The sequence below is a fragment of the Tessaracoccus pujii genome (genome assembly GCF_054483895.1).
On record NZ_CM137012.1, the window covers coordinates 389,881 to 408,506 of the forward strand.

Below are 18,626 nucleotides of genomic sequence, written 5' to 3' on the forward strand. Positions count from 1 at the left end.
GGCTCTCAACGACGTGCGTGGAGCCGGACACGGCTCTCATCGAAGGTGCATGAGCCTGACTCCAGGGTCGACGTCGGCGGCGCCCCTTTTGAGCGTTCAACTCCTCACGAGATCCAGATCCGGCTCATCGCGACGAACGGCAGGGGGCGCCCCGTCGCGCAAGGGCGCAGCTCAGCGATCGAGTGGTCGAGGCGCCGGTGGGTCGCCTAGACTGGACGGGCCCTCCGGGGCGAGCCGAAGTGGTGGAATTGGTAGACACGCAGGACTTAGGATCCTGTGCCTTCGGGCGTGAGGGTTCAAGTCCCTTCTTCGGTACTTCGGGTAATGGCTCTGACTACCCCGGTCATGGACGATCGACGCCGTTCTCGCGTCTCCGTACCCTCCACGTGCGACAACAACGAGATGCGCGGACTTTTGGATGCCCCCGAAGCTTTCGCTGGACTGGTACAACGGCACGAAGCGGGCCTTCGCCGAGGCGCCCGAGGACTGATGCCACCGGTGGCCGCGCACCGAGCGAGTCACGGGAAGTCGTTGCGGGCCCGGATGATCAGGTCCACCATGTGCGACCCGCCGCTGGCGCCGTTGGTCGTGGCGCTCTGCCAGCTCTGATCCGCGACCACCCTCGGCCAAGGCTCCCCGTCCCACCACCCGAACATCGGCCCACCGGACTGGCCGGGGATGACGTCGGCCTGGTGCATGATGGCCTGCGCCGTCTCCGGCTGTGAGTCGTGTCCGTTGAGGCTGAAGTCGCCGACGAAGCAGGGACGGCTTCCACCGGCGATGTCCTGCGGGTAGCCGATGTGGCTCCAGTAGGCGCCGCCGTCCCAGGAGTCCGAGTAGGTGCGCGATCCCATCCAGCCCGTGAGGGCTCCCATGGGGCGATCGAGCACCACCACCACGTAGTCGTGGCGCTCCTCGGTTCCCTCGATGGTGGGCCCGAAGACCTGCTCCTGCCAGTAGATGTGGATGCCCCAGGCGGTGCCGAACGGGGTGCTGCCGTCGAAGTAGCTGGGCATGAACTTGATCCAGCCGGCCACGTACGGGTCCGGGTTGGTGGTCCAGCCGATGGCGTGGCTGCAGGTGAGGAGGTGGCGGGGGCCCACCATGGCGCCCGAGGCCCACCCTCCGTTCGAGGTCTCGACCCGGCCGGCCGTGCACCAGGGGAAGCCGGTGTCGCTGAAGTCGTAGCGGTCGTCGGTACCGAAGACGGTGGTGGCCCATTTGGCGTCCGGATCATCCAGGCGCGGGATACGTCCCTTGAGACGACGGCGCAGCCTGCGATCGAGCTTCTCCGGCTTGACCCGCAGATCCAGGTGGTCCGGGAGGAAGCCGGTGACCGCGTCGACGTGCTCGTCCTCGGTCAACAGGGTTCGGCGGCCCGAGAGCCTGGTGCTCTGCACACCGGGGCCGAACGAGTGGACCCCGATGGCCTGGCGAGGTATGGCCAGATCCACGCGGAACGTCTTCTCGCCGGTCAGGGAGACCGACGGTTCCACCACCTCGACCTGCCGCACCTCGGGGATGGGTTCCCGGCCGGTGAGGAAGAGCGTCTCAGTCACCCCCTCGTCGGGGGCTTCGGTCAAGGCCTCACGCGTAGCGACGACTCGGGCGAGGCGGGCATAGGGGATAGGTTCGTTGCTCATGATGGTTTCCCTCCCAGAGGGCCGCCGTCCGGCGGTCTCATGGTGCAGGAGGATCGCGGCCGGCTCCTGATACCCAGGCAGTGCCGCGTCTATCCGACCCAGCGTTCGCCCGTGGCGACGGGACTCAGCCGACCCGCGGACATCGTCGCCAGGGCCTCGGCAACCTCGGCCTCCCGACCGGCGGGCACAGCCAGCGAGATGTGCGCGCCGTCGGTCCACTCGACGCCGTCGACCACCACCGGCGCGCCGGACGGCAGCACCAGCCCGCGCAACTGGTCCTCGATCGAGCCCGCATCCGCGAAGGCGACGTCCACGCGCAGGACCCGGCACAGCCGAACCTCGCGCACGCCGATGGTGTCGACGGCGGCCGCGACCGCGTCCGAGTAGGCCCGCACGAGGCCGCCGGCGCCCAGCTTGACACCCCCGAAGTACCTGGACACCACGGCCACCACGTCAGTGAGCGAATTCTTCTGCAGGACCTGGAGTATCGGCACCCCGGCGGTCCCGGCGGGCTCGCCGTCGTCCGAGCTCCGCGCGGTGCGGGACTCCGGACCCAGCACGAACGCCGAGCAGTGATGCCGGGCCTCGAAGTGGACCGAGCGCCGGTCCTCGACGACGGCGCGGGCGGCATCCTCCGTCGCCACCCTGCGCAGCCGCGTCAGGAACCGCGACCGCCTCACCTCCAGTTCGACGTCGACGCCCCCACCGGAGTCCGCGTCGATGGTGCGGAAAACGGTGTCAGGCACCAAGCTCGCGGCGAAGCTTCGCCACGTGCCCCGTGGCCTTCACGTTGTACTGGGCCAGGCGCACGGTCCCGACCCCGGCGTCGTCGACGTCGATGACGAACGTGGAACGCAGGACGCCCTCGATCTCCTTGCCGTACAGCTTGCGCGGTCCGTAGGCGCCGTACAGATCGTGCACCGTCTTCTCCGGGTCCGCCAGGAGGGTGAAGCCCACCTCCGAGCTCTGCTTGAACTTGGCCAGCCGCTCCACCGGATCGGGCGAGCAGCCGAGGACCGTGTAACCGGCAGCCGTGAAGGCGTCCAGGGCGGACGAGAAATCCACCGCCTGCGTCGTACAGCCAGGGGTCATGGCGGCGGGATAGAAGTAGAGGATCACCGCGCGTCCGGCGTGGTCCGCCAGCGAGACGTCGTCGCCGTCCTGGTTGGGAAGCGTGAAGGCGGGGGCGGTGGAGCCGGTGGTGAGGCGTGCGGTCATGCGCCACATTCTAGGGGCCTCGACCGAGAGGTGGTCTGGTTGACTAGGCTGGGGCTGTCAGTGGAGGAGAACCGCATGTCTAATGGCTCACAGCGATCCGTCGATGAGATCCGCGCCGATGTTGCCGCGGCCCGGGCGAAGCTCGCCCAGGCCACGTCGGACGCCGTGGAGTCCGTCAAGCCCCAGAACATCGCCCGCGCAGGCGTGGAGCAGGTGAAGGGGTTCGCGAAGGCCGAGTTCGACGCGGCCGCCTCCCAGGTCCGCGACGAGGAGGGCGGCTGGCGCACGGACCGGTTGATGGCCATCGGCGGTGCCCTGCTGGGGCTCGTCGTCTTCGCGGTGACGATCAACACCATCGCCAAGCGTCGCACGTCGCTCGAGGCGCGTGCCCGCCGGGCGATCACCCGGTGAGTGGGGGTTCCCCGGCCCTCCGCACCTTCCTGACGTGGCTGGCTGTGGTCGCCACGTTCCTGACCGGTTGCTCCGCCCCGTCGGGGGTTCAATCCTCCACGTCCCTACCGTCGAATCCGGAGACCACGCCGGCCGCGACCCCGGCGGCGGGCGTGAGCCCCTCACCGGCTGCCTCCGCGTCCCCCTCCCCGTCGCCTTCTCCCACGCCGGTCGACGTTCTGCCCGCCGGTGTGGTGAACGTGCTCTTCTTCGGCACCGACTCGCGCGAACCGACGTCCCTGCAGGGCAATGCGGACGCGATCGTGGTGGCGCAGCTGTCGGCGGACCGGCGCTCGATGACGCTGGTCTCGATCGCACGCGACACCTACGTGCCGTACGCCGGGGGCGGGCGCGGCAAGATCAACGGCAGCTTCGCGGCGGGTGGGACGGACAACCTCAGCGGCAGCGTCTCGGCCCTGCTCGGCGGTCTTCCCATCCACTACGCCGTGCAGTCCAATTTCACGGGCTTCATCAACATCACCCGCTGGCTCGGCGGCTTCGAGGTCCAGAACCAGAAGGCGACGAGGGTGATCGTGCAGAGCACCGGCCGGACGGTGGTGTTCCCGTCGGGGCCCCTCGCGCTGGGTGGCACCGACGCGCTGATCTACAGCCGTGAGCGCAAGACGATGCCGCTGGGCGACCTCGACCGCGCCGAGCGGCATCGGGCCGTGCTCACCGGGATGCTCGCGCGGCTGCAGTCGCGCGTCGCCGAGGATCCGGCAGGCTTCCTGGACCTGTTGGCCAACCTGGTGGGCAACGTCAAGGTCACCGGGAGTCTGGACCCGGACAACCTCGGCGGCCTGATCCCCGCCATCCAGGCGGTGGGGGCGGGCGGCGTCGTGTCGCTGATGGTGCCGATCACGGGGTTCGACACGGTGGGCGGCGCCTCGGTCAACAGGGTGGATGAGAGGCGGACGCGGGAACTGGCGGCCGCCTTGAAGGCGGGCGACGTCTCCGGTTACGTGGAGCGCTACGGCACCGGATACGCGCCGACGGGGGGCTGAACTCCCCGTCGGCCACGTAGAGCGCCGCAGGTCAGACCGCGGTCGGCAGCAGTTCGCTGATCAACTGTTCGACGCGGCGGCGGATCTCGTCGCGGATGGGGCGCACTGCGTCGACGCCTTGGCCGGCCGGGTCGTCGAGAGTCCAGTCCTCGTAGCGCTTGCCAGGGTAGAAGGGGCAGGTGTCGCCGCAGCCCATCGTGACCACCACGTCGGAGACCTCGACCGCCTCGGTGGTGAGGATCTTGGGCTGCTCGGCGGAGATGTCGATGCCTTCCTCCGCCATGGCGGCGACGGCGGCGGGGTTGATGCTGTCCGCCGGTGCGGATCCGGCGGAGCGGACCTCGATGCGGCCCTCGCCGAGGTGGCGCAGATAACCGGCGGCCATCTGGGAACGGCCGGCGTTGTGGATGCAGACGAAGAGGACGCTGGGCTTGTCGGTCATGGGGTGCGTGCCTTTCAGGTGGTGGGGATGCCCAGCTCGACGAGCAGGGTGCGGAGCTTGGCTGAGATCTGGTCGCGGATGGGGCCGACGTCGTCGGTGGATTGGCCGGCGGGGTCGGGCAGTTCCCAGTCCAGGTAGCGCTTGCCTGGGTAGATGGGGCAGGCATCGCCGCAGCCCATGGTGACGACGACGTCCGCCGCGCGCACCACGTCGTCGGTCAGCGGCTTCGGGAACTCCTGGCCGACCTCGAGGCCCACCTCGGCGAGCGACTCGATGACGGCAGGGTTGATCTCGGAGGCTGGCAGCGAGCCGGCGGAGCGCACGTGCACGCGCCCCGGCGCCATGGCGGTGAGGAGGGCGGCGGCCATCTGGGAGCGTCCCGCGTTGTGGGTGCACACGAAGAGCACCTCGGGAACCGACTTGGCCAGACTGCCCCGCGACTGCGCCAGCGCCGTCAATCGCTCCTGGGCGAAGCGGACGGCCAGTACCGGTACGAAGGTCTTGATCCTGGCCGTGCGGTAGAGGGTCTGGAAGGACTCGTGCACGTAGCGGTCCACCGTCTCGCGGGCGAAGATGCCCGTGAAGCGGTAGGCGAGTTCGTCGACGCCGCGGTTGAGCACGTGCCCGACGGTGCCGTCGGAGGGCAGTTCGAGGTGGTGCGACTCGCGGACGGCGGGTGTGGGGCCCTTCGCGAACGCCTCGAGGGCCCTGGCCAGGTCGTCGAGCGTGGAGGGTACGACCCGGTAGTAGACCGAGGTGCCCTCCTTGCGGCGGGACAGGAGCCCAGCCTCGTGGAGGACCTTGAGGTGGTGGCTGACGGTGGGCTGGGCGAGGTCGATGGAGCCGATGAAGTCGAAGGCGGACGCCTCTCCGCGCGGGTCTGAGGCGATCGCGGCGACCATGCTCAACCGCGCCGGGTCGGACAGTGCCTTGAGGGTGGTGGTCAGCTCAGCGGCACGCTCGGGGCTGATCGGCGCGCGGGCGGCAGCGCGCTCATGGATTGACATACATCAATACTGATGAGCGTCGATGTACTTGTCAAGGGGTGGGATTGGCGGGCCCGAATATACGACCAATCCGTACCCCGGGCCGTCGGGCGCGCCCCACAGGGAGGTTTGGCGGCGTGTCGTGCACGTCGAGAGCGGGGAGGGCCGCGACGCGACGCCGGATGCGACGGCGGTTCCGGGCAACGCGAAAGGGCCGGATCTGTCGATCCGGCCCTTCGTCCGTGGTACACCGCCAGGGACTTGAACCCTGAACCCGCTGATTAAGAGTCAGCTGCTCTGCCAATTGAGCTAGCGGTGCGCGCGAGGACCAACTGTAGTGGCAACGCTTTGGGGAAGTCCAATCGACGACGAGACTCACACATAGTCCCCGCGTACGTAGGGGCCGTGCCTCACACACTTTTCCCCGCGAACGTGGAGGCTGGCCACGATGGGGTGTGGAGGTTGAGGAGAAGCTGTCGATGGCAGCCCGGTTCGAAGTCACGAAGAAGTACGCCCAGGCCTACGCCGCGGCCCCGAGGAAGGGCAAGAGCGTGATCCTGGACCACGTGGTCGAGGTCACCGGCTGGAACCGTGATCACGCCCGTCAACAGCTGGTCGCCCGGCTGAAACAGGCCCCCGGTCGGGCGGTTGCCACCGTCGCAGTGATCGACCGCCGCAAGACCAAACCGCGGAAGTACTCCTACGATGCGATCAAGGTCCTTCAACTGGTCTGGGCCACTGCCGGGGGCAGCTGCGGCAAGTACCTCGCTGTTGCGATGACCGACTGGCTCGACGCAATGGAAACCGAAGGCTCCCTGGTCTCCGGCCAGGATCGGTACAGCGCTGAGGTCAGAGCCGAACTCGAGTCGATGTCGCCGGCCACGATCGACCGCTACCTGGCCCCTGCCCGAGCCACAGACCCACTCCGCGGGAAGTCCGCCACGAGGCAGGGAAGCCTGCTTCGCAACTCGATCCAGATCCGCAAAGCCGGTGACGAGGTCGAAGCCGAACCCGGGTTCTTCGAGGTCGACACCGTCGCCCACTGCGGCCCCACCCTGCAAGGAGAGTTCGCCCGCAGCGTCAACTTCACCGACATGCACACCGGCTGGACCTTCACCCACGCGATCCGCAACAACGCCCACATCCACATCCGGAGCGCGTTCGACCTGCTCATCGACCAGGTACCGTTCGCCGTGACCGGCATCGACAGCGACAACGGCTCTGAGTTCATCAACCACCAACTCATCGACTGGGCCGGCCAACGCGACGTGTTCTTCACCCGCTCAAGGCCCTACAAGAAGAACGACCAGGCCACCATCGAGTCGAAGAACAACCACCTCGTGCGCCGCTACGGCTTCTACCACCGCTACGACACCCCTACCGAGCTGACGCTGCTCAACCAGCTCTGGACCCTGGTCAACGACCGACTCAACTTCTTCACCCCGACCAAGAAACCCGTCGGCTGGTCCACCGACACCATCGGGCGACGCAAGAGGCTCTACGACCAGCCCCGCTCCCCGTATCAGCGGCTGCTGGCCGCCGGCGTCCTCAGCTCCGCCCAAGAAGCCGAACTCGCCGCCTACAAAGCCACCCTGCAACCCGCCGCGATCGCCCGCGCCATCACCGAGATCCAACACGAACTCACCCGACTCGCCGCCGGGAAAACACGGCGACTCCAAGACCAGATCACCTGGAAAGCACCCACCCCCGGTGTCCTCAAGACCCGAGCCAGCTAACCCGTTACACGGGGAAAACTATGTGAGGCACGGCCCCCCACTATCCGGGGACTTGACAGTGAGGCACCACGATCGAGGATCGATCGAACGCGACATCGCCGCCGCTTCGCCGAGTCGATGTGGCCCGAGGCCTGGAAAATGTAGCCGTGATCGTCTTGACTGGGACGATGAGTGAGGATCTGTACGCAGTGGACAAGACAGCTCAGGAACTGGCCGGCCCCGAGGGCGGTTTCCCCGAACAGGAGCAGCAGCCGCCCGGCCTGACTCCGCCGATGGATCCCTACCCGGACCATGGCGAGGAATCATGGTCGGGTCGCGGCCGGCTGAAGGGGCTCAAGGCTCTGGTGACCGGCGGAGATTCCGGGATCGGACGCGCGGTCGCCATCGCCTACGCGCGCGAAGGGGCGGACGTCGCGATCAACTACCTCGACGAGGAACAGTCGGACGCCGAGGAGACGCGGAAGTGGGTCGAGGAGGCAGGGCGGACCTGTCTCCTGCTCCCGGGCGACCTCACGGAGGAGTCCGTCGCGCGGCAGATGGTCGACGACGCCGCGGCCGGTCTGGGCGGCCTGGACATCGTGGTCAACAACGCCGGCTACCAGTGGGCCCGGCGCGAGAACGGCCTGGCCGACGTCAAGACCGAAGAGATGGACCGCGTCTTCAAGACCAACCTGTACGCCCTGTTCTGGGTGAGCCAGCAGGCGTTGAAGTACCTGGGAGCGGGATCGAGCACCATCAACGTCAGCTCCATCCAGGCCTATGACCCCTCGGAATCCCTCATCGACTACGCGGCCACCAAGGCGGCCATCAACAATTTCACGGTCAACCTGGCCGCCGACGTCGGCCCGAAGGGGATCAGGGTCAACGCCGTCGCCCCCGGCCCGATCTGGACCCCACTCCAGCCCGCCACCAAACCAGGGGAGGGCATGCCCACCTTCGGAGGCAACACCCCGCTCGGTCGTGCGGGGCAGCCGGCGGAGCTGGCGGGAGCGTTCGTGTTCCTGGCCAGCCCGGCAGAGGCGTCGTACGTCAGCGGCACGGTGCTCGGTGTGACCGGCGGCCGACCCGTCTTCTGACCGGGGGCTTACCCGAGCAACTCGAGGACGGCTCGCTCCAGCCCCGCCTGCCGGGCCTGGGGGGAGCCGTATCTGCGTCGAACTGCCTCGCCGATGGTGACGCCGGCATCGTAGGCGTCGATCACCCGCGGATCGATATACGACGTGCGCGCCACCGTCGGCGTGTTGCCGAGGTAGCGGGCCACCTCCGCCACAGCCTCCCGGATGGCCCGCTTCCGGGACGTGACGCTGCCGCCCGGCTCGTCCGATTCGGCCAGCACTGTCGCGGCGATCACAGTGGCGTGCCAGGTGCGAAAATCCTTGGCGGTGACTGCGCCCCCGAACAGATCCCGCAGGTACGAGTTGACCGCCGTGCTGGTGAGATCGCGCCAGGTGTGGTCCACCCGATAGGCGAGCAGGCGTGGGCTCTCGTCGCGTCGGCGCCGGAGCCTGTCCAGCACCGCGACGGCCGCAGGATCGTCCACCTCGACGGTGTGCTCCACGCCGGACTTGCCGACGAACCGGAACACCAGCGTGTCCCCCCGGCGCCGGACGTGGCGCCGCTCCAGCGTCGTGAGCCCGAAGGACCCGTGGGCGTCGCTGTAGGCGTCGTTGCCGATCCGGAAGTAGCCCACGTCGAGCAACCGCACGGCCGTGGCCGCCGCCCGCTCCAGGGGCATGCCTTCGCGGGCGAGGTCGCGCGTGATGCGGCGTCTGGCGGCGGGAAGCTCCGCGGCGGCGGCCGCCACGCGCTGAAACTTCGACCGGTCCCGACGACGCCGCCATTCCGGGTGGTAGAGATACTGGCGGCGCCCCGCGTCGTCGGTTCCGACGGCCTGAAGGTGTCCGTTGGGGTGCGGGCAGATCCATACCTCGCCCCACGCAGGGGGGATGGCCAGGGCCCGGATCCGCTCCAGCTGCTCCGGGCCGAGTGCCCGCCCCTCCGCATCGCGGTAGCTGAACCCGGTGCCGCGACGGCGGCGCGTATACCCGGGAACCCGGGGGTCAGCGCGACGGAGACGCATCATGGGGGAATGCTACGCGTCGCCCGGGCTCCGCCGCGGTCGCGCACCGTTCCCGCCGCCGCCACGGTGATGGGCCTACCATTGAGGTGGCCCTCCGCGGACATCCGCTGCGCTAACAGCGGCCCAGCGGAAGGCACATCCTGGTTTACGCAAACCAGGAGCGCGACACGCTCAACGGAGCTGAGATGCACGTCATCGAGACGACCAAGCTGACCAAGTCCTACGGCCGGGCGCGAGGCATCGTCGACGTCGACATGTCCGTGCGGGAGGGCGAGATCTACGGATTCATCGGGCCGAACGGCGCGGGCAAGTCCACCACGATCAGGACGCTGCTCGGGCTCATCCACCCCACCAGCGGCTCGGCGACGGTGTTCGGCAAGGACATCACCACGTCCGGCCCGGAGATCCGGCAGGAGGTGGGTTACCTGCCGTCCGAAGTGTTCTACTACGACGACATGCGGGTCATCGACCTGCTGAAGTACTCGGCCAGCTTCTATGCCAGGGACCGGGCGGTCACGGACGCGAGGATCCGCGAACTCGCCGAGATGTTCGACCTCGACCTGAAGAAGAAGATCGACGACCTGTCCTACGGCAACAAGAAGAAGGTCGGGATCATCCAGGGGTTGGCGCACGCACCGAAGCTGATCATCCTCGACGAGCCGACCGGAGGGTTGGACCCCCTGATCCAGCAGCAGTTCTTCCACCGGCTGAGGGTGGAGAACGAGAGGGGCGCCACCATCCTCTTCTCCTCGCACATCCTCGGCGAGGTGCAGCGGCTCTGCGACCGGGTGGCCATCATCAAGGACGGCTCGATCATCAAGGTCGAGGAGATCAGGACGCTGCTCGAGAACCAGACCAAGCGTTTCAGGGTCGAGTTGGCCGGTCCGCCTGATCCGGCGCGTTTCGGGATCGACGGCGTGAGCGACCTGGCCGTGACCAACCACTCGGCGAGCTTCCTCTACCGGGGACGCATCAACGACGTGACCAGGATGCTCGCCGAACAGGACCTCGTCGACCTCCTCGTCGAGGAGCCGGACCTGGAGGAGATCTTCCTGCACTACTACCAGCGGGGGGACGAGCGGTGAACGTGTTCGTCCGGGAGCTACGGGCGCACGGCAGGTCGACCATCACCTGGATCGTCTCGCTCAGCGCGATCCTCGTGGCGTTCATGGCCCTGTATCCCGCGTTCACCGCCGACGTCGCCGTGACCCGGGAGGTGTTCGAGCAGTTCCCCGAGATGGTGATGGACGCCCTGAACATCTCACTGGCGAGCTTCTTCACCATCTACGGATTCTTCGGCTACCTGCTCAGCTTCGCGATCCTCGCGGGATCCATCCAGGCGATGAATCTCGGGACGGGGATCATCTCGAAGGAGACCTCCGGGAAGACCGCGGACTTCCTGCTGTCCAAGCCGGTCACCAGGTCCCGGGTGGTGACGGCCAAGTTGGGGGCCGCGCTGACGTTGCTGGTCGTCACCAACCTCGTGTTCGCCTCCGTCGCCTACACCGTCGCGCGAGTCATGTCCGAGGACGAGTTCTCCGCGCGCACCTTCCTCCTCATGGCGTCGACGCTGTTCCTGGTCCAGCTGTTCTTCCTGGCGTTGGGGGCGCTGTTCGCCGTGACGATTCCCCGGATCAAGTCGGTCGTCGCGGTGTCCCTGCCGACGGTCTTCACCTTCTACATCATCGGTGTGGTGGGCGACGTCCTCGGCAACGACGAGGCGAGGTTCATCACACCCTTCAGGTACTACGAGACGGACCACATCATCGCCAGCGGAAACCTGGAGGCCCCCTCGCTGGTCGTCGAGTTCGCGTTCGTCGTCGTCGCGATCTCACTGAGCTATCTGATCTACGTGCGCAAAGACATCCGCGCGGCGGCCTAGGGGGCAGTGATGAACGTCTTTGTGCGTGAGCTGAAGGTGCAGCGGACCGCGCTGATCTTCTGGTCCCTGGGCATGGTGGCCCTCGTCGGTGCCGGCATGGCGAAGTTCGCCGGGTACGAGGAGGCCGGCCAGTCGGTCGAGCAGTTGATGGCCACGCTGCCGAGGGCGGTCTTGGTGGTGTTCGGGATGACCGGTTTCGACCTGTCGACGGCGGAGGGCTTCTACGGCGTGCTGTTCCTGTACGTCGCGGTGATGGGGGCTGTGCATGCCGTCCTCCTGGGCTCCACCCTCGTGTCGAAGGAGGAGCGCGACAGGACCTCGGAGTTCCTCTTCGCCAAGCCGATCCCCCGGGGGAGGGCACTCACCGGCAAGCTGCTCGCCGGCCTCGTCAACGTCGTGGTGCTCAACCTCGTGACCGCGGTGTCGTCGCTCTACTTCGTGGGCTTCTTCGGCGAGGGGCGGTCGTCCAGCGACGAGATCCAGGTGCTGATGGTCGGCCTGCTCTTCCTGCAGCTGATCTTCCTGGCCGTGGGCGCGGTGGTGGCCGGGGTCTCGAAGCGGCCGAAGTCGGCCCCCTCGCGCGCCACGTCGGTGATGTTCCTGACCTTCCTCGTCTTCTACCTGGTCAACCTCAACGAGGACCTCGCCCCCCTCAGGTTCCTCTCGCCGTTCAAGTACTTCGACGCGGCCACTCTGATGGCCGACGGAACCCTCGACCCGGTCTACGTCGTACTGTCGGTGGCCATCATCGTCCTCGCCGTCGCCGGCACCTACCGGTTCTTCGCGCGGCGCGACCTGACGGTGTGATCCAGCCGGCCTCCGGCGGCGGAGACGCAGAAACCCGCCCCGAGCGAGTGCTCGGGGCGGGTTTCCGCCGGGGTGAGTAACGGGACTTGAACCCGCGGCCCCCTGGACCACAACCAGGTGCTCTACCAGCTGAGCTATACCCACCATTCGTCGTGGACCACGAGGGGTCCGGCGACTGAGAAACAATAGCGCACGCCTAGTTGCCCTGTGAAATCACCTCGACGCCGGCGCCGGTGAGCGCACCCCTGTGACGTGCGGCGATGGCCCGCAGTTCCACCGTCGAGGGCCCGGGTGAGGCGACGAAGACCGCCTCCCGGTAGTACCGCAGCTCCTCGATGGACTCCTGAATGTCAGCCAGCGCCCGGTGATTGCCTCCCTTTGCAGGCGCCTGGTAGTGCACCCGGGGGAACCATCGCTTCGCCAGCTCCTTGATGGTGGACACGTCGACGTTGCGGTAGTGCACCCACTGCTCCAACTCCGGCATGTCCCGGGCGAGGAACGCACGGTCCGTTCCGATGGTGTTGCCGGCCAGCGGCGCCTTGCGCCCGACGGGCACGTGCGTGCGGACGTAGTCCATGACCCGTTCGGTGGCCTCCGCCATGGTGACGCCCGTGGGGAGGACGTCGAGCAGGCCGGACTTCGTGTGCATGGCCCGGACGAAGTCGCCCATCTGCGCCAGGTCCGCTTCGGTGGGCCTGATGAGGATGTCGACGCCGTCGCCGAGGACGTTGAGGTCCCCGTCGGTGACCAGCACCGCAACCTCGATCAGGGCGTCGTGGACCAGATCCAGCCCGGTCATCTCGCAGTCGACCCACACCAGTTTCTCGCTCATGGGAGCCAAATCTAGGCCCTCGGGCCAATCCCGTTACACTCAGGTGACCAGCCCCTGTAGCTCAGCGGATAGAGCATCTGACTTCTAATCAGCCGGTCGCAGGTTCGAGTCCTGCCTGGGGCGCCACCCTCACAGTGACCAGTTGGCCAGCTCGATGAAGTCGAAGGTGCCCAGCTCGGGCCTCACCGTCACGGACACCAGGTGGGCCGTCGTCACGTGGAGGCTGCCTAACTCGGGTGCGCCCTCCAGGCGTGCCCGGAGGGCGTCGTCGGGCACGTCGCCCGTGGCGTAGGCCAGTGTCACGTGCGGCGCATACGGCCTGTCCGGCATCGTCCCGCCGAACGTCGACAGCGCGGCCCGGCGCACGCCGTCGACCAGCGCGTCCCACCCGGGCGTCGCCTCGGCCACACATTCGACGGCGACGTCGTGGACCCGCGGTGGCCCGACGAGCAGCTCGAACGCGGGCACTGACGCGAGTTCCGCGCTCATCGCGCCGCCGAACCGCGTGAGGTCGGCCATCGAGAGGTCGTCGAACTGCGCCAGGCGGTTGACCGTGAAGTGCAGCCACGCGCGCGGCATCGGGGGAAGGTGGTCGACCCCGTCGAGGCGGGCCTGCAGATCCCCGATGCGGTCGGCCACATCGTCGTCGGGCAGGACGTAGACGTGCAGGGAGCCGTCGTTGCGGTCCCAGGGCGTCATGGAGGCGAAGAAGCTCTTCATGGGCTCACCGTAACGGCATCCGCACAGACCGGAAGGTGCGGCCGGGTACGCTAAGCGCCATCATGGCTACCACGGAGATCGCCCACCGGCAGCGCCGGCTCAACGGGCTGCCCGTGCCCGACGCGCGGCCGTGGTTCCGCCGCATGATCGCCAGCCCGTTGTTCTGGATGACTGTGGTCCTGATCCCCGCCTACGTCTACTTCATCTACGCGCAGTACTGGATGCTCGCCCCCGCGCAGACGTTCGAGGACGGCACCGAGACGCTCGGTATCACCGACGAGGCCTTCCGGAAGGCGGCCTTCTGGGCCATGTGGACGGCCCTGGCCTACTCGGCGCTGTTCATCTGGCTGGACCGGTTCCGGGGATCCTCACCGGTGGTGTGGATCCTGACGTTCCTCTGGGGCGCCGCCGCCTCCACCTGGGTCTCCATCCACGTCAACTCGTGGGCCGCGGAGATGATGTCCACCACGCAGGCCAACTCGGACACCGGATCACGCGCCGCCGTCTTCTCGGCACCCTTCATCGAGGAACTGGCCAAGGCCACCATTCTGGTGGTGCTGGTGCTGTTCTGGCGCCGTCGGATGGTGTCGCGGCTCAGCATGGTGGCGCTCGCCGGCCTCTCGGCCGTGGGTTTCGCCTTCGTCGAGAACATCATCTACTACTCGCGCGTGTGGATGCAGGCCACCCATGACATCACGATCGCCAACCCCGACGAGACCATGATCGAGCTGGTGATGCTCCGGGGGGTCTACACCTCCTTCGGTCACCCCCTCTTCACGCTGATGACCGCATCCGGGCTGGTCATCGGGCTCGGGGCCCGCAGCAGAATCGTGCGGGTCCTGGCGCCGGTGGGCGGGTTCCTCCTGGCCAGCGCCGGGCACATGCTGTTCAACGGGCTGGCCTCCACCAACCCGATGGACCAACTGCAGCGCGCCTGGTACCTCGCCCTCGGCCTCGTCGGGGTGATCGTCATCTCGCTGATCGTCAGCGTCGTGGGCAACGGTCAGCTGATCCGGGCCCGCCTCACCGACTACCAGCGCGCCGGGTGGCTCACCGAGCGCGACGTCGCCGTCTTCGGCGGCCCCCTCAAGCGCACCAGGCTGCTGTGGTTCGCCATGTTCCGCGGCCCGCGGGTCTGGTGGCACACCGCGACCCTCGTGCGCCGGGTCACCGAACTGGCCTACCTCCGCAACGCCATGACCCGCGGCCTCGTCGACGCCGCAGGGGACCAGCGGGCACGGGACCTCGTGCACGAGATCGACGTCCTGCGTGCCAAGGCCCTCACGGACACCGCCGGGCTGCGCCTCATCGAGCGTCGGCGACGGCGCCCGCAACCCCCGCCACCGCTGCCCGCCGGCACCGCGCGCGGTCCACTCGCGTCGCACTACCCGCCACCCCAGTCGCCTGGACCCGCCGGCGTGGGCGGGAACTGGCCGCGATGAGCCCCGACGCCCTCGCCAGGGCCTTTCAGCAGCTCGACGACGCGCTCGCCGCGGCGCAGTACCCGCTCCCCCTCGAGGGGGCCGACGAGCTGCGCGCGCTCACCGTCTCCCTCGGCCACCAGGTGCGCGACTACCTCCTCCCACGCGCCGCCCGCCTCGACGCGCCGCTGCTGGCCGTCGTGGGAGGGTCGACGGGGGCCGGCAAGTCCACCCTGGTGAACTCGCTGCTGCGCGCATCCGTGACCCGTCCGGGCGTGCTGCGGCCCACCACCAAATCCCCGGTGCTGGTGTGTCACCCCGACGACGAGGCGTGGTTCCGTTCGGACAACGTGCTGCCTGGCCTGGTCCGCACGGACTCCCAGCTGCACGACTCGCGCGCGCTCCACATCGTCGCGTTCCCGGACCTGCCGCCGGGCCTGGCGCTCCTCGACGCCCCGGACATCGACTCGGTCGACGATGCCAACCGCAGCCTCGCCCGCCAGCTGCTGCTGGCCGCGGACCTGTGGCTGTTCGTCACCTCGGCCGCCCGCTACGCCGACGCCGTGCCGTGGGACTACCTGGCCGCCGCGGCCCAGCGCAACACCGTCGTCGGCGTGGTGGTCAACCGTTGCCCACCCGGGGCCCTCGACGAGGTGGCCGGGCATCTCGCGCAGATGCTGGCGGAGCGTGGGCTCGCGTCCGCCAGGCTGTTCGCCGTCGTGGAGCGGGCACTTCCGCACGACGGCATGCTCCCGGCCGGGGATGTGTCGGGCATCCGGCACTGGCTCGAATCGCTGGCCGACCAGGCAGAAGCCCGCTCCCAGGTGGCGGTGCAGACGCTGGCCGGCTCGGTGCGCTCCATCGACCGGCAGTTGATGGAACTCGGCGACGGCATGGCCCGCCAGGACGCCGCCGTCGGCGAACTGCGTGAGCAGGCCGCGCGGGCATATCGGGACGCCGCCGCGGACGTCAGCCGGGCTGCCGGAGACGGCACCATGCTGCGCGGGGAGATCCTCGCCCGCTGGCAGGACCTGGTGGGCACCGGCGAGTTCATGCGGTCCGTGGAGCAACGCATCGGCGCGCTCCGCGACCGGATCACCGGGTGGTTCAGCGGCGATCAGAGGGTGGAGGCCGTGGAGGTGGCCATCTCCGACAGCCTCGCCGCCGTCGTCAAGGACGCGGGCGAGCAGGCGGCCGAGGCCACGGCTGTCGCGTGGTCGCACACCCGGTGGGGCCGCGACATCATCTCCGCCGAGCCGTCGCTGGCCTCGGCATCCGAGGGGTTCGACGCGGACGCCGCGGCCGCCATCCGCGCGTGGCAGTCCGACGTGCTGCGGCTCGTGGAGGAGCAGGGTCGCGGCAGGCGGATGCGGGCGAGGTTCCTGGCGCTCGGCACCAACGCCGTCGGCGCGGCCCTCATCATCTACGTCTTCACGCTCACCGGAGGTCTCACCGGAGCCGAGGTGGGCATCGCCGGCGGCGCCTCGGTGCTGGCGCAGCGCCTCCTCGAGGCCGTCTTCGGCGAGGATGCCGTCCGGAAGCTGGCCGAACAGGCACGGCGCGAGCTGGAGGCCAGGGTCGACGGGGTGCTGGCCGGAGAGCTGGCCCGCTACACCGGAGTGCTCGACTCGCTGGCCGTGGAGCCCTCGGCAGCATCAGGGCTCGAGGCCGCGCGCGCGGCGCTGCGCACGGCGGCGCGGGACGCCTTCGACGACCTGACGCGCCCGGTGGGGATGGACTGATGGCCTCGGTCGCCACGCAACTCGACGCGCTCCGCGAAGTCCTGGACCTGGTGGCCGGGCGGGTCCCGGCAGAGGTCGAGCAGCGCACCCGAACAGTGTTGGGACGGGCCACCGAGCGGCTGGCGGCCGGGGAGCAGACGGTGGTGGCGTTGGCGGGCGCGACCGGCTCAGGCAAGTCCTCCCTGTTCAACGCGCTCAGCGGAACCCGGCTGGCCGAGCAGGGACCGCGCCGCCCCACGACGTCCACCACACTCGCGGCCAGCTTCGCCGCCACCAACATCGCACTGCTGGACTTCCTCGGCGTGGCACGACGGCACGAGGTCGCGCCACCGGAGCCGCGCATGGCGGATCTGGTGCTGCTGGACCTGCCGGACCACGACTCCACCGCGTCGTCGCATCGCCAGGAGGTGGACCGGATGGTTGGGGTGGTGGACCAGTTCGTCTGGGTGCTCGACCCCCAGAAGTACGCCGACGCGGCCATCCACCGCAACTACCTGCAGCCGTTGGCCAAGCATCGCGCCGTGATCACCGTCGTGCTCAACCAGGCGGACCGGCTCACCGCGCCGCAGCTGCAGGAGTGCATGGCCCACATCCGTCGGCTCCTCGTCGACGACGGGCTGGCAGACGTGCCGCTGCTGTCCACCAGCGCGGTGACGGGTGCCGGCATCGCAGAGTTGCGCGAGCACCTGTCCCGTGTGGCCGCGGGCAAGCGTTCGGCGGCGGCCCGGCTGGCCGCCGACGTGAGGGTCGCGGCGGGGGAGCTCGACGAGGCCGTCGGGCGGGGACGTGTGGCCGCGGCCGACAAGGGCACCATCAGCCGCCTCACCGCGCACCTGTCGGTCGCCGCCGGGGTGCCTGTGGTGGTCGAGGCCGTGCGCGGCTCGGTGCGCCACCGGGGCCAGCTGGCCACGGGGTGGCCGCTCGTCAAGTGGCTCGGGACGCTGCGTCCTGACCCGCTCAAGCGGCTGCGTCTGGGCGCCCCGCCCGAGCGGAACCAGCTCGAGGGTCCGTCCCTGACGCGCAGCTCCCTGCCCGCCCGCTCGGCCGCGGCGGGAGCGCAACAGTCCTCCGGACTGCGTGCGGTCGCGGCGGAGCTGGGAGAAGGCATGCCGACGGTGTGGCAGGAGGCGATCTTCCGTGCCGTCCGTAGCAACGAGCACACGCTGGCCGATCAACTGGACCGCGCCGTCGTCGGCACGGACCTGAAGGTGGCCCGGACACCCGTGTGGTGGCAGCTCATGCGGGTCCTGCAGTGGCTGCTGATCGGCGCCGTGGTGGTGGGGCTCGGCTGGCTCACCGTCAACGTGGTGCTCGGCTATTTCGGCCTCGGACAGCTCACGACCATGCCCGTCGGCCCGGCGGACGGGCCACAGGTGCCGCTGCCCACCCTGCTCGCGCTGGGGGGTGTCGCGGCGGGGATTCTGCTCTCCGGAGGCTCCCAGCTGGCCATCGGCGTCTCCGCCGACCGCTCGGCCAGGAGGGCCAGGAAGGCCCTCGACGCTTCGGTCGCGGCGGTGGCCCGGGCGCTGGTGCTCGCCCCCGCCGAGGGCGAGGTACAGCGCTACGCCGCCGCGCGCGCCGCCCTCGACCGCCTGCGCTGACCGCGCCCCCGTCGAATCGGGTCTGTCGGCGAATGCTGGCATACTGGCCTGCGGTCAATTCG

General features: G+C 69.0%; 18 protein-coding genes and 4 tRNA genes. 12 read left to right on the forward strand and 10 right to left on the reverse strand.

Annotated features, from left to right (window positions below):
* Window positions 1–233 precede the first annotated feature (233 nt).
* Window positions 234–315, forward strand: a tRNA-Leu gene (locus ACX1D0_RS01830).
* Between the two features lie 203 nt (window positions 316–518).
* Here ACX1D0_RS01830 and ACX1D0_RS01835 read toward each other — a convergent pair.
* The 3 genes from ACX1D0_RS01835 to ACX1D0_RS01845 form a co-directional block, all read right to left on the reverse strand.
* The gene (locus ACX1D0_RS01835) at window positions 519–1,643 is read right to left on the reverse strand and encodes a trypsin-like serine peptidase (RefSeq protein ID WP_459019213.1); all 1,125 of its coding nucleotides are present in this window, start codon (window positions 1,641–1,643) and stop codon (window positions 519–521) included.
* 89 nt (window positions 1,644–1,732) lie between these two features.
* Window positions 1,733–2,389 (reverse strand): IMPACT family protein, encoded by a 657-nt coding sequence (locus ACX1D0_RS01840; protein WP_459019214.1) that lies wholly within the window; start codon window positions 2,387–2,389, stop codon window positions 1,733–1,735.
* The gene (locus ACX1D0_RS01845) at window positions 2,382–2,861 is read right to left on the reverse strand and encodes a peroxiredoxin (protein ID WP_459019215.1); all 480 of its coding nucleotides are present in this window, start codon (window positions 2,859–2,861) and stop codon (window positions 2,382–2,384) included. The genes ACX1D0_RS01840 and ACX1D0_RS01845 overlap by 8 nt, the downstream gene beginning before the upstream one ends.
* Window positions 2,862–2,936: 75 nt before the next feature.
* Here ACX1D0_RS01845 and ACX1D0_RS01850 point away from each other — a divergent pair, with 75 nt between their 5' ends.
* Both ACX1D0_RS01850 and ACX1D0_RS01855 read left to right on the forward strand, forming a co-directional pair.
* Window positions 2,937–3,272 carry a DUF3618 domain-containing protein gene (locus ACX1D0_RS01850; RefSeq protein ID WP_459019216.1) on the forward strand — a complete coding sequence of 112 codons (336 nt, stop codon included), beginning with the start codon at window positions 2,937–2,939 and terminating at the stop codon, window positions 3,270–3,272.
* 152 nt (window positions 3,273–3,424) lie between these two features.
* Window positions 3,425–4,315 (forward strand): LCP family protein, encoded by an 891-nt coding sequence (locus ACX1D0_RS01855; protein WP_459019217.1) that lies wholly within the window; start codon window positions 3,425–3,427, stop codon window positions 4,313–4,315.
* Between the two features lie 31 nt (window positions 4,316–4,346).
* Here ACX1D0_RS01855 and ACX1D0_RS01860 read toward each other — a convergent pair whose 3' ends face one another.
* The 3 genes from ACX1D0_RS01860 to ACX1D0_RS01870 form a co-directional block, all read right to left on the reverse strand.
* Window positions 4,347–4,757, reverse strand: a complete 411-nt coding sequence (locus tag ACX1D0_RS01860) for an arsenate reductase ArsC (RefSeq protein WP_459019218.1) — start codon at window positions 4,755–4,757, stop codon at window positions 4,347–4,349.
* 14 nt (window positions 4,758–4,771) lie between these two features.
* On the reverse strand, window positions 4,772–5,764 hold the full coding sequence (locus tag ACX1D0_RS01865; protein ID WP_459019219.1) for a metalloregulator ArsR/SmtB family transcription factor: 993 nt from the start codon (window positions 5,762–5,764) through the stop codon (window positions 4,772–4,774).
* A gap of 222 nt (window positions 5,765–5,986) precedes the next feature.
* Window positions 5,987–6,062, reverse strand: a tRNA-Lys gene (locus ACX1D0_RS01870).
* Between the two features lie 160 nt (window positions 6,063–6,222).
* Here ACX1D0_RS01870 and ACX1D0_RS01875 point away from each other — a divergent pair.
* Together ACX1D0_RS01875 and ACX1D0_RS01880 are read left to right on the forward strand one after the other, a co-directional pair.
* Window positions 6,223–7,479: an integrase catalytic domain-containing protein gene (locus tag ACX1D0_RS01875; protein WP_459017860.1), complete on the forward strand. Its 1,257-nt coding sequence runs from the start codon at window positions 6,223–6,225 to the stop codon at window positions 7,477–7,479.
* A 167-nt stretch (window positions 7,480–7,646) separates the two neighbouring features.
* Window positions 7,647–8,555, forward strand: a complete 909-nt coding sequence (locus ACX1D0_RS01880) for an SDR family oxidoreductase (protein WP_459019220.1) — start codon at window positions 7,647–7,649, stop codon at window positions 8,553–8,555.
* 8 nt (window positions 8,556–8,563) lie between these two features.
* Here the strand turns inward: ACX1D0_RS01880 and ACX1D0_RS01885 are convergent, their stop codons facing one another.
* Complete coding sequence (locus tag ACX1D0_RS01885; RefSeq protein ID WP_459019221.1) at window positions 8,564–9,562, reverse strand: DNA topoisomerase IB; 999 nt, start codon at window positions 9,560–9,562, stop codon at window positions 8,564–8,566.
* Between the two features lie 182 nt (window positions 9,563–9,744).
* On the opposite strand from ACX1D0_RS01885, the gene ACX1D0_RS01890 reads away from it, so the two are divergent.
* The 3 genes from ACX1D0_RS01890 to ACX1D0_RS01900 are packed head-to-tail and all read left to right on the forward strand — an operon-like array spanning window position 9,745 to window position 12,248.
* On the forward strand, window positions 9,745–10,644 hold the full coding sequence (locus ACX1D0_RS01890) for an ABC transporter ATP-binding protein (RefSeq protein WP_459019222.1): 900 nt from the start codon (window positions 9,745–9,747) through the stop codon (window positions 10,642–10,644).
* A complete protein-coding gene (locus ACX1D0_RS01895) occupies window positions 10,641–11,441 on the forward strand; it encodes an ABC transporter permease subunit (RefSeq protein ID WP_459019223.1) in 801 nt (266 codons plus the stop codon). Before ACX1D0_RS01890 ends, ACX1D0_RS01895 begins: the two co-directional genes overlap by 4 nt.
* A gap of 9 nt (window positions 11,442–11,450) precedes the next feature.
* Window positions 11,451–12,248 carry an ABC transporter permease subunit gene (locus tag ACX1D0_RS01900; protein WP_459019224.1) on the forward strand — a complete coding sequence of 266 codons (798 nt, stop codon included), beginning with the start codon at window positions 11,451–11,453 and terminating at the stop codon, window positions 12,246–12,248.
* A 71-nt stretch (window positions 12,249–12,319) separates the two neighbouring features.
* Here the strand turns inward: ACX1D0_RS01900 and ACX1D0_RS01905 are convergent.
* Both ACX1D0_RS01905 and orn read right to left on the reverse strand, forming a co-directional pair.
* Window positions 12,320–12,392: transfer RNA gene (locus ACX1D0_RS01905), tRNA-His, on the reverse strand.
* A gap of 52 nt (window positions 12,393–12,444) precedes the next feature.
* Window positions 12,445–13,080: an oligoribonuclease gene (orn, locus tag ACX1D0_RS01910; RefSeq protein WP_459019225.1), complete on the reverse strand. Its 636-nt coding sequence runs from the start codon at window positions 13,078–13,080 to the stop codon at window positions 12,445–12,447.
* A gap of 50 nt (window positions 13,081–13,130) precedes the next feature.
* Here orn and ACX1D0_RS01915 point away from each other — a divergent pair.
* Window positions 13,131–13,206: transfer RNA gene (locus ACX1D0_RS01915), tRNA-Arg, on the forward strand.
* 3 nt (window positions 13,207–13,209) lie between these two features.
* Here the strand turns inward: ACX1D0_RS01915 and ACX1D0_RS01920 are convergent.
* A complete protein-coding gene (locus tag ACX1D0_RS01920) occupies window positions 13,210–13,800 on the reverse strand; it encodes a 2'-5' RNA ligase family protein (protein WP_459019226.1) in 591 nt (196 codons plus the stop codon).
* A 62-nt stretch (window positions 13,801–13,862) separates the two neighbouring features.
* On the opposite strand from ACX1D0_RS01920, the gene ACX1D0_RS01925 reads away from it, so the two are divergent.
* From ACX1D0_RS01925 to ACX1D0_RS01935, 3 genes are read left to right on the forward strand one after another with little or no spacing between them, the layout of a single operon-like run.
* Entirely contained in the window at window positions 13,863–15,242 is a 1,380-nt protein-coding gene (locus ACX1D0_RS01925) for a PrsW family intramembrane metalloprotease (RefSeq protein WP_459019227.1), read from the forward strand.
* Window positions 15,239–16,963 (forward strand): GTPase family protein, encoded by a 1,725-nt coding sequence (locus ACX1D0_RS01930; protein ID WP_459019228.1) that lies wholly within the window; start codon window positions 15,239–15,241, stop codon window positions 16,961–16,963. The genes ACX1D0_RS01925 and ACX1D0_RS01930 overlap by 4 nt, the downstream gene beginning before the upstream one ends.
* On the forward strand, window positions 16,963–18,564 hold the full coding sequence (locus ACX1D0_RS01935; protein ID WP_459019229.1) for a GTPase: 1,602 nt from the start codon (window positions 16,963–16,965) through the stop codon (window positions 18,562–18,564). The genes ACX1D0_RS01930 and ACX1D0_RS01935 overlap by 1 nt, the downstream gene beginning before the upstream one ends.
* Window positions 18,565–18,626: the final 62 nt, after the last annotated feature.

What these genes read in the sequence shown, in the direction of transcription:
- ACX1D0_RS01835 (WP_459019213.1), bottom strand. Translation starts at nt 1,643, where the DNA reads ATGAGCAACGAACCTATCCCCTATGCCCGCCTCGCCCGAGTCGTCGCT.
- ACX1D0_RS01845 (WP_459019215.1), bottom strand. Translation starts at nt 2,861, where the DNA reads ATGACCGCACGCCTCACCACCGGCTCCACCGCCCCCGCCTTCACGCTT.
- ACX1D0_RS01850 (WP_459019216.1), top strand. Translation starts at nt 2,937, where the DNA reads ATGTCTAATGGCTCACAGCGATCCGTCGATGAGATCCGCGCCGATGTT.
- ACX1D0_RS01860 (WP_459019218.1), bottom strand. Translation starts at nt 4,757, where the DNA reads ATGACCGACAAGCCCAGCGTCCTCTTCGTCTGCATCCACAACGCCGGC.
- ACX1D0_RS01865 (WP_459019219.1), bottom strand. Translation starts at nt 5,764, where the DNA reads ATGTCAATCCATGAGCGCGCTGCCGCCCGCGCGCCGATCAGCCCCGAG.
- ACX1D0_RS01875 (WP_459017860.1), top strand. Translation starts at nt 6,223, where the DNA reads ATGGCAGCCCGGTTCGAAGTCACGAAGAAGTACGCCCAGGCCTACGCC.
- ACX1D0_RS01880 (WP_459019220.1), top strand. Translation starts at nt 7,647, where the DNA reads ATGAGTGAGGATCTGTACGCAGTGGACAAGACAGCTCAGGAACTGGCC.
- ACX1D0_RS01885 (WP_459019221.1), bottom strand. Translation starts at nt 9,562, where the DNA reads ATGATGCGTCTCCGTCGCGCTGACCCCCGGGTTCCCGGGTATACGCGC.
- ACX1D0_RS01890 (WP_459019222.1), top strand. Translation starts at nt 9,745, where the DNA reads ATGCACGTCATCGAGACGACCAAGCTGACCAAGTCCTACGGCCGGGCG.
- ACX1D0_RS01900 (WP_459019224.1), top strand. Translation starts at nt 11,451, where the DNA reads ATGAACGTCTTTGTGCGTGAGCTGAAGGTGCAGCGGACCGCGCTGATC.
- orn (WP_459019225.1), bottom strand. Translation starts at nt 13,080, where the DNA reads ATGAGCGAGAAACTGGTGTGGGTCGACTGCGAGATGACCGGGCTGGAT.
- ACX1D0_RS01920 (WP_459019226.1), bottom strand. Translation starts at nt 13,800, where the DNA reads ATGAAGAGCTTCTTCGCCTCCATGACGCCCTGGGACCGCAACGACGGC.
- ACX1D0_RS01925 (WP_459019227.1), top strand. Translation starts at nt 13,863, where the DNA reads ATGGCTACCACGGAGATCGCCCACCGGCAGCGCCGGCTCAACGGGCTG.
- ACX1D0_RS01930 (WP_459019228.1), top strand. Translation starts at nt 15,239, where the DNA reads ATGAGCCCCGACGCCCTCGCCAGGGCCTTTCAGCAGCTCGACGACGCG.
- ACX1D0_RS01935 (WP_459019229.1), top strand. Translation starts at nt 16,963, where the DNA reads ATGGCCTCGGTCGCCACGCAACTCGACGCGCTCCGCGAAGTCCTGGAC.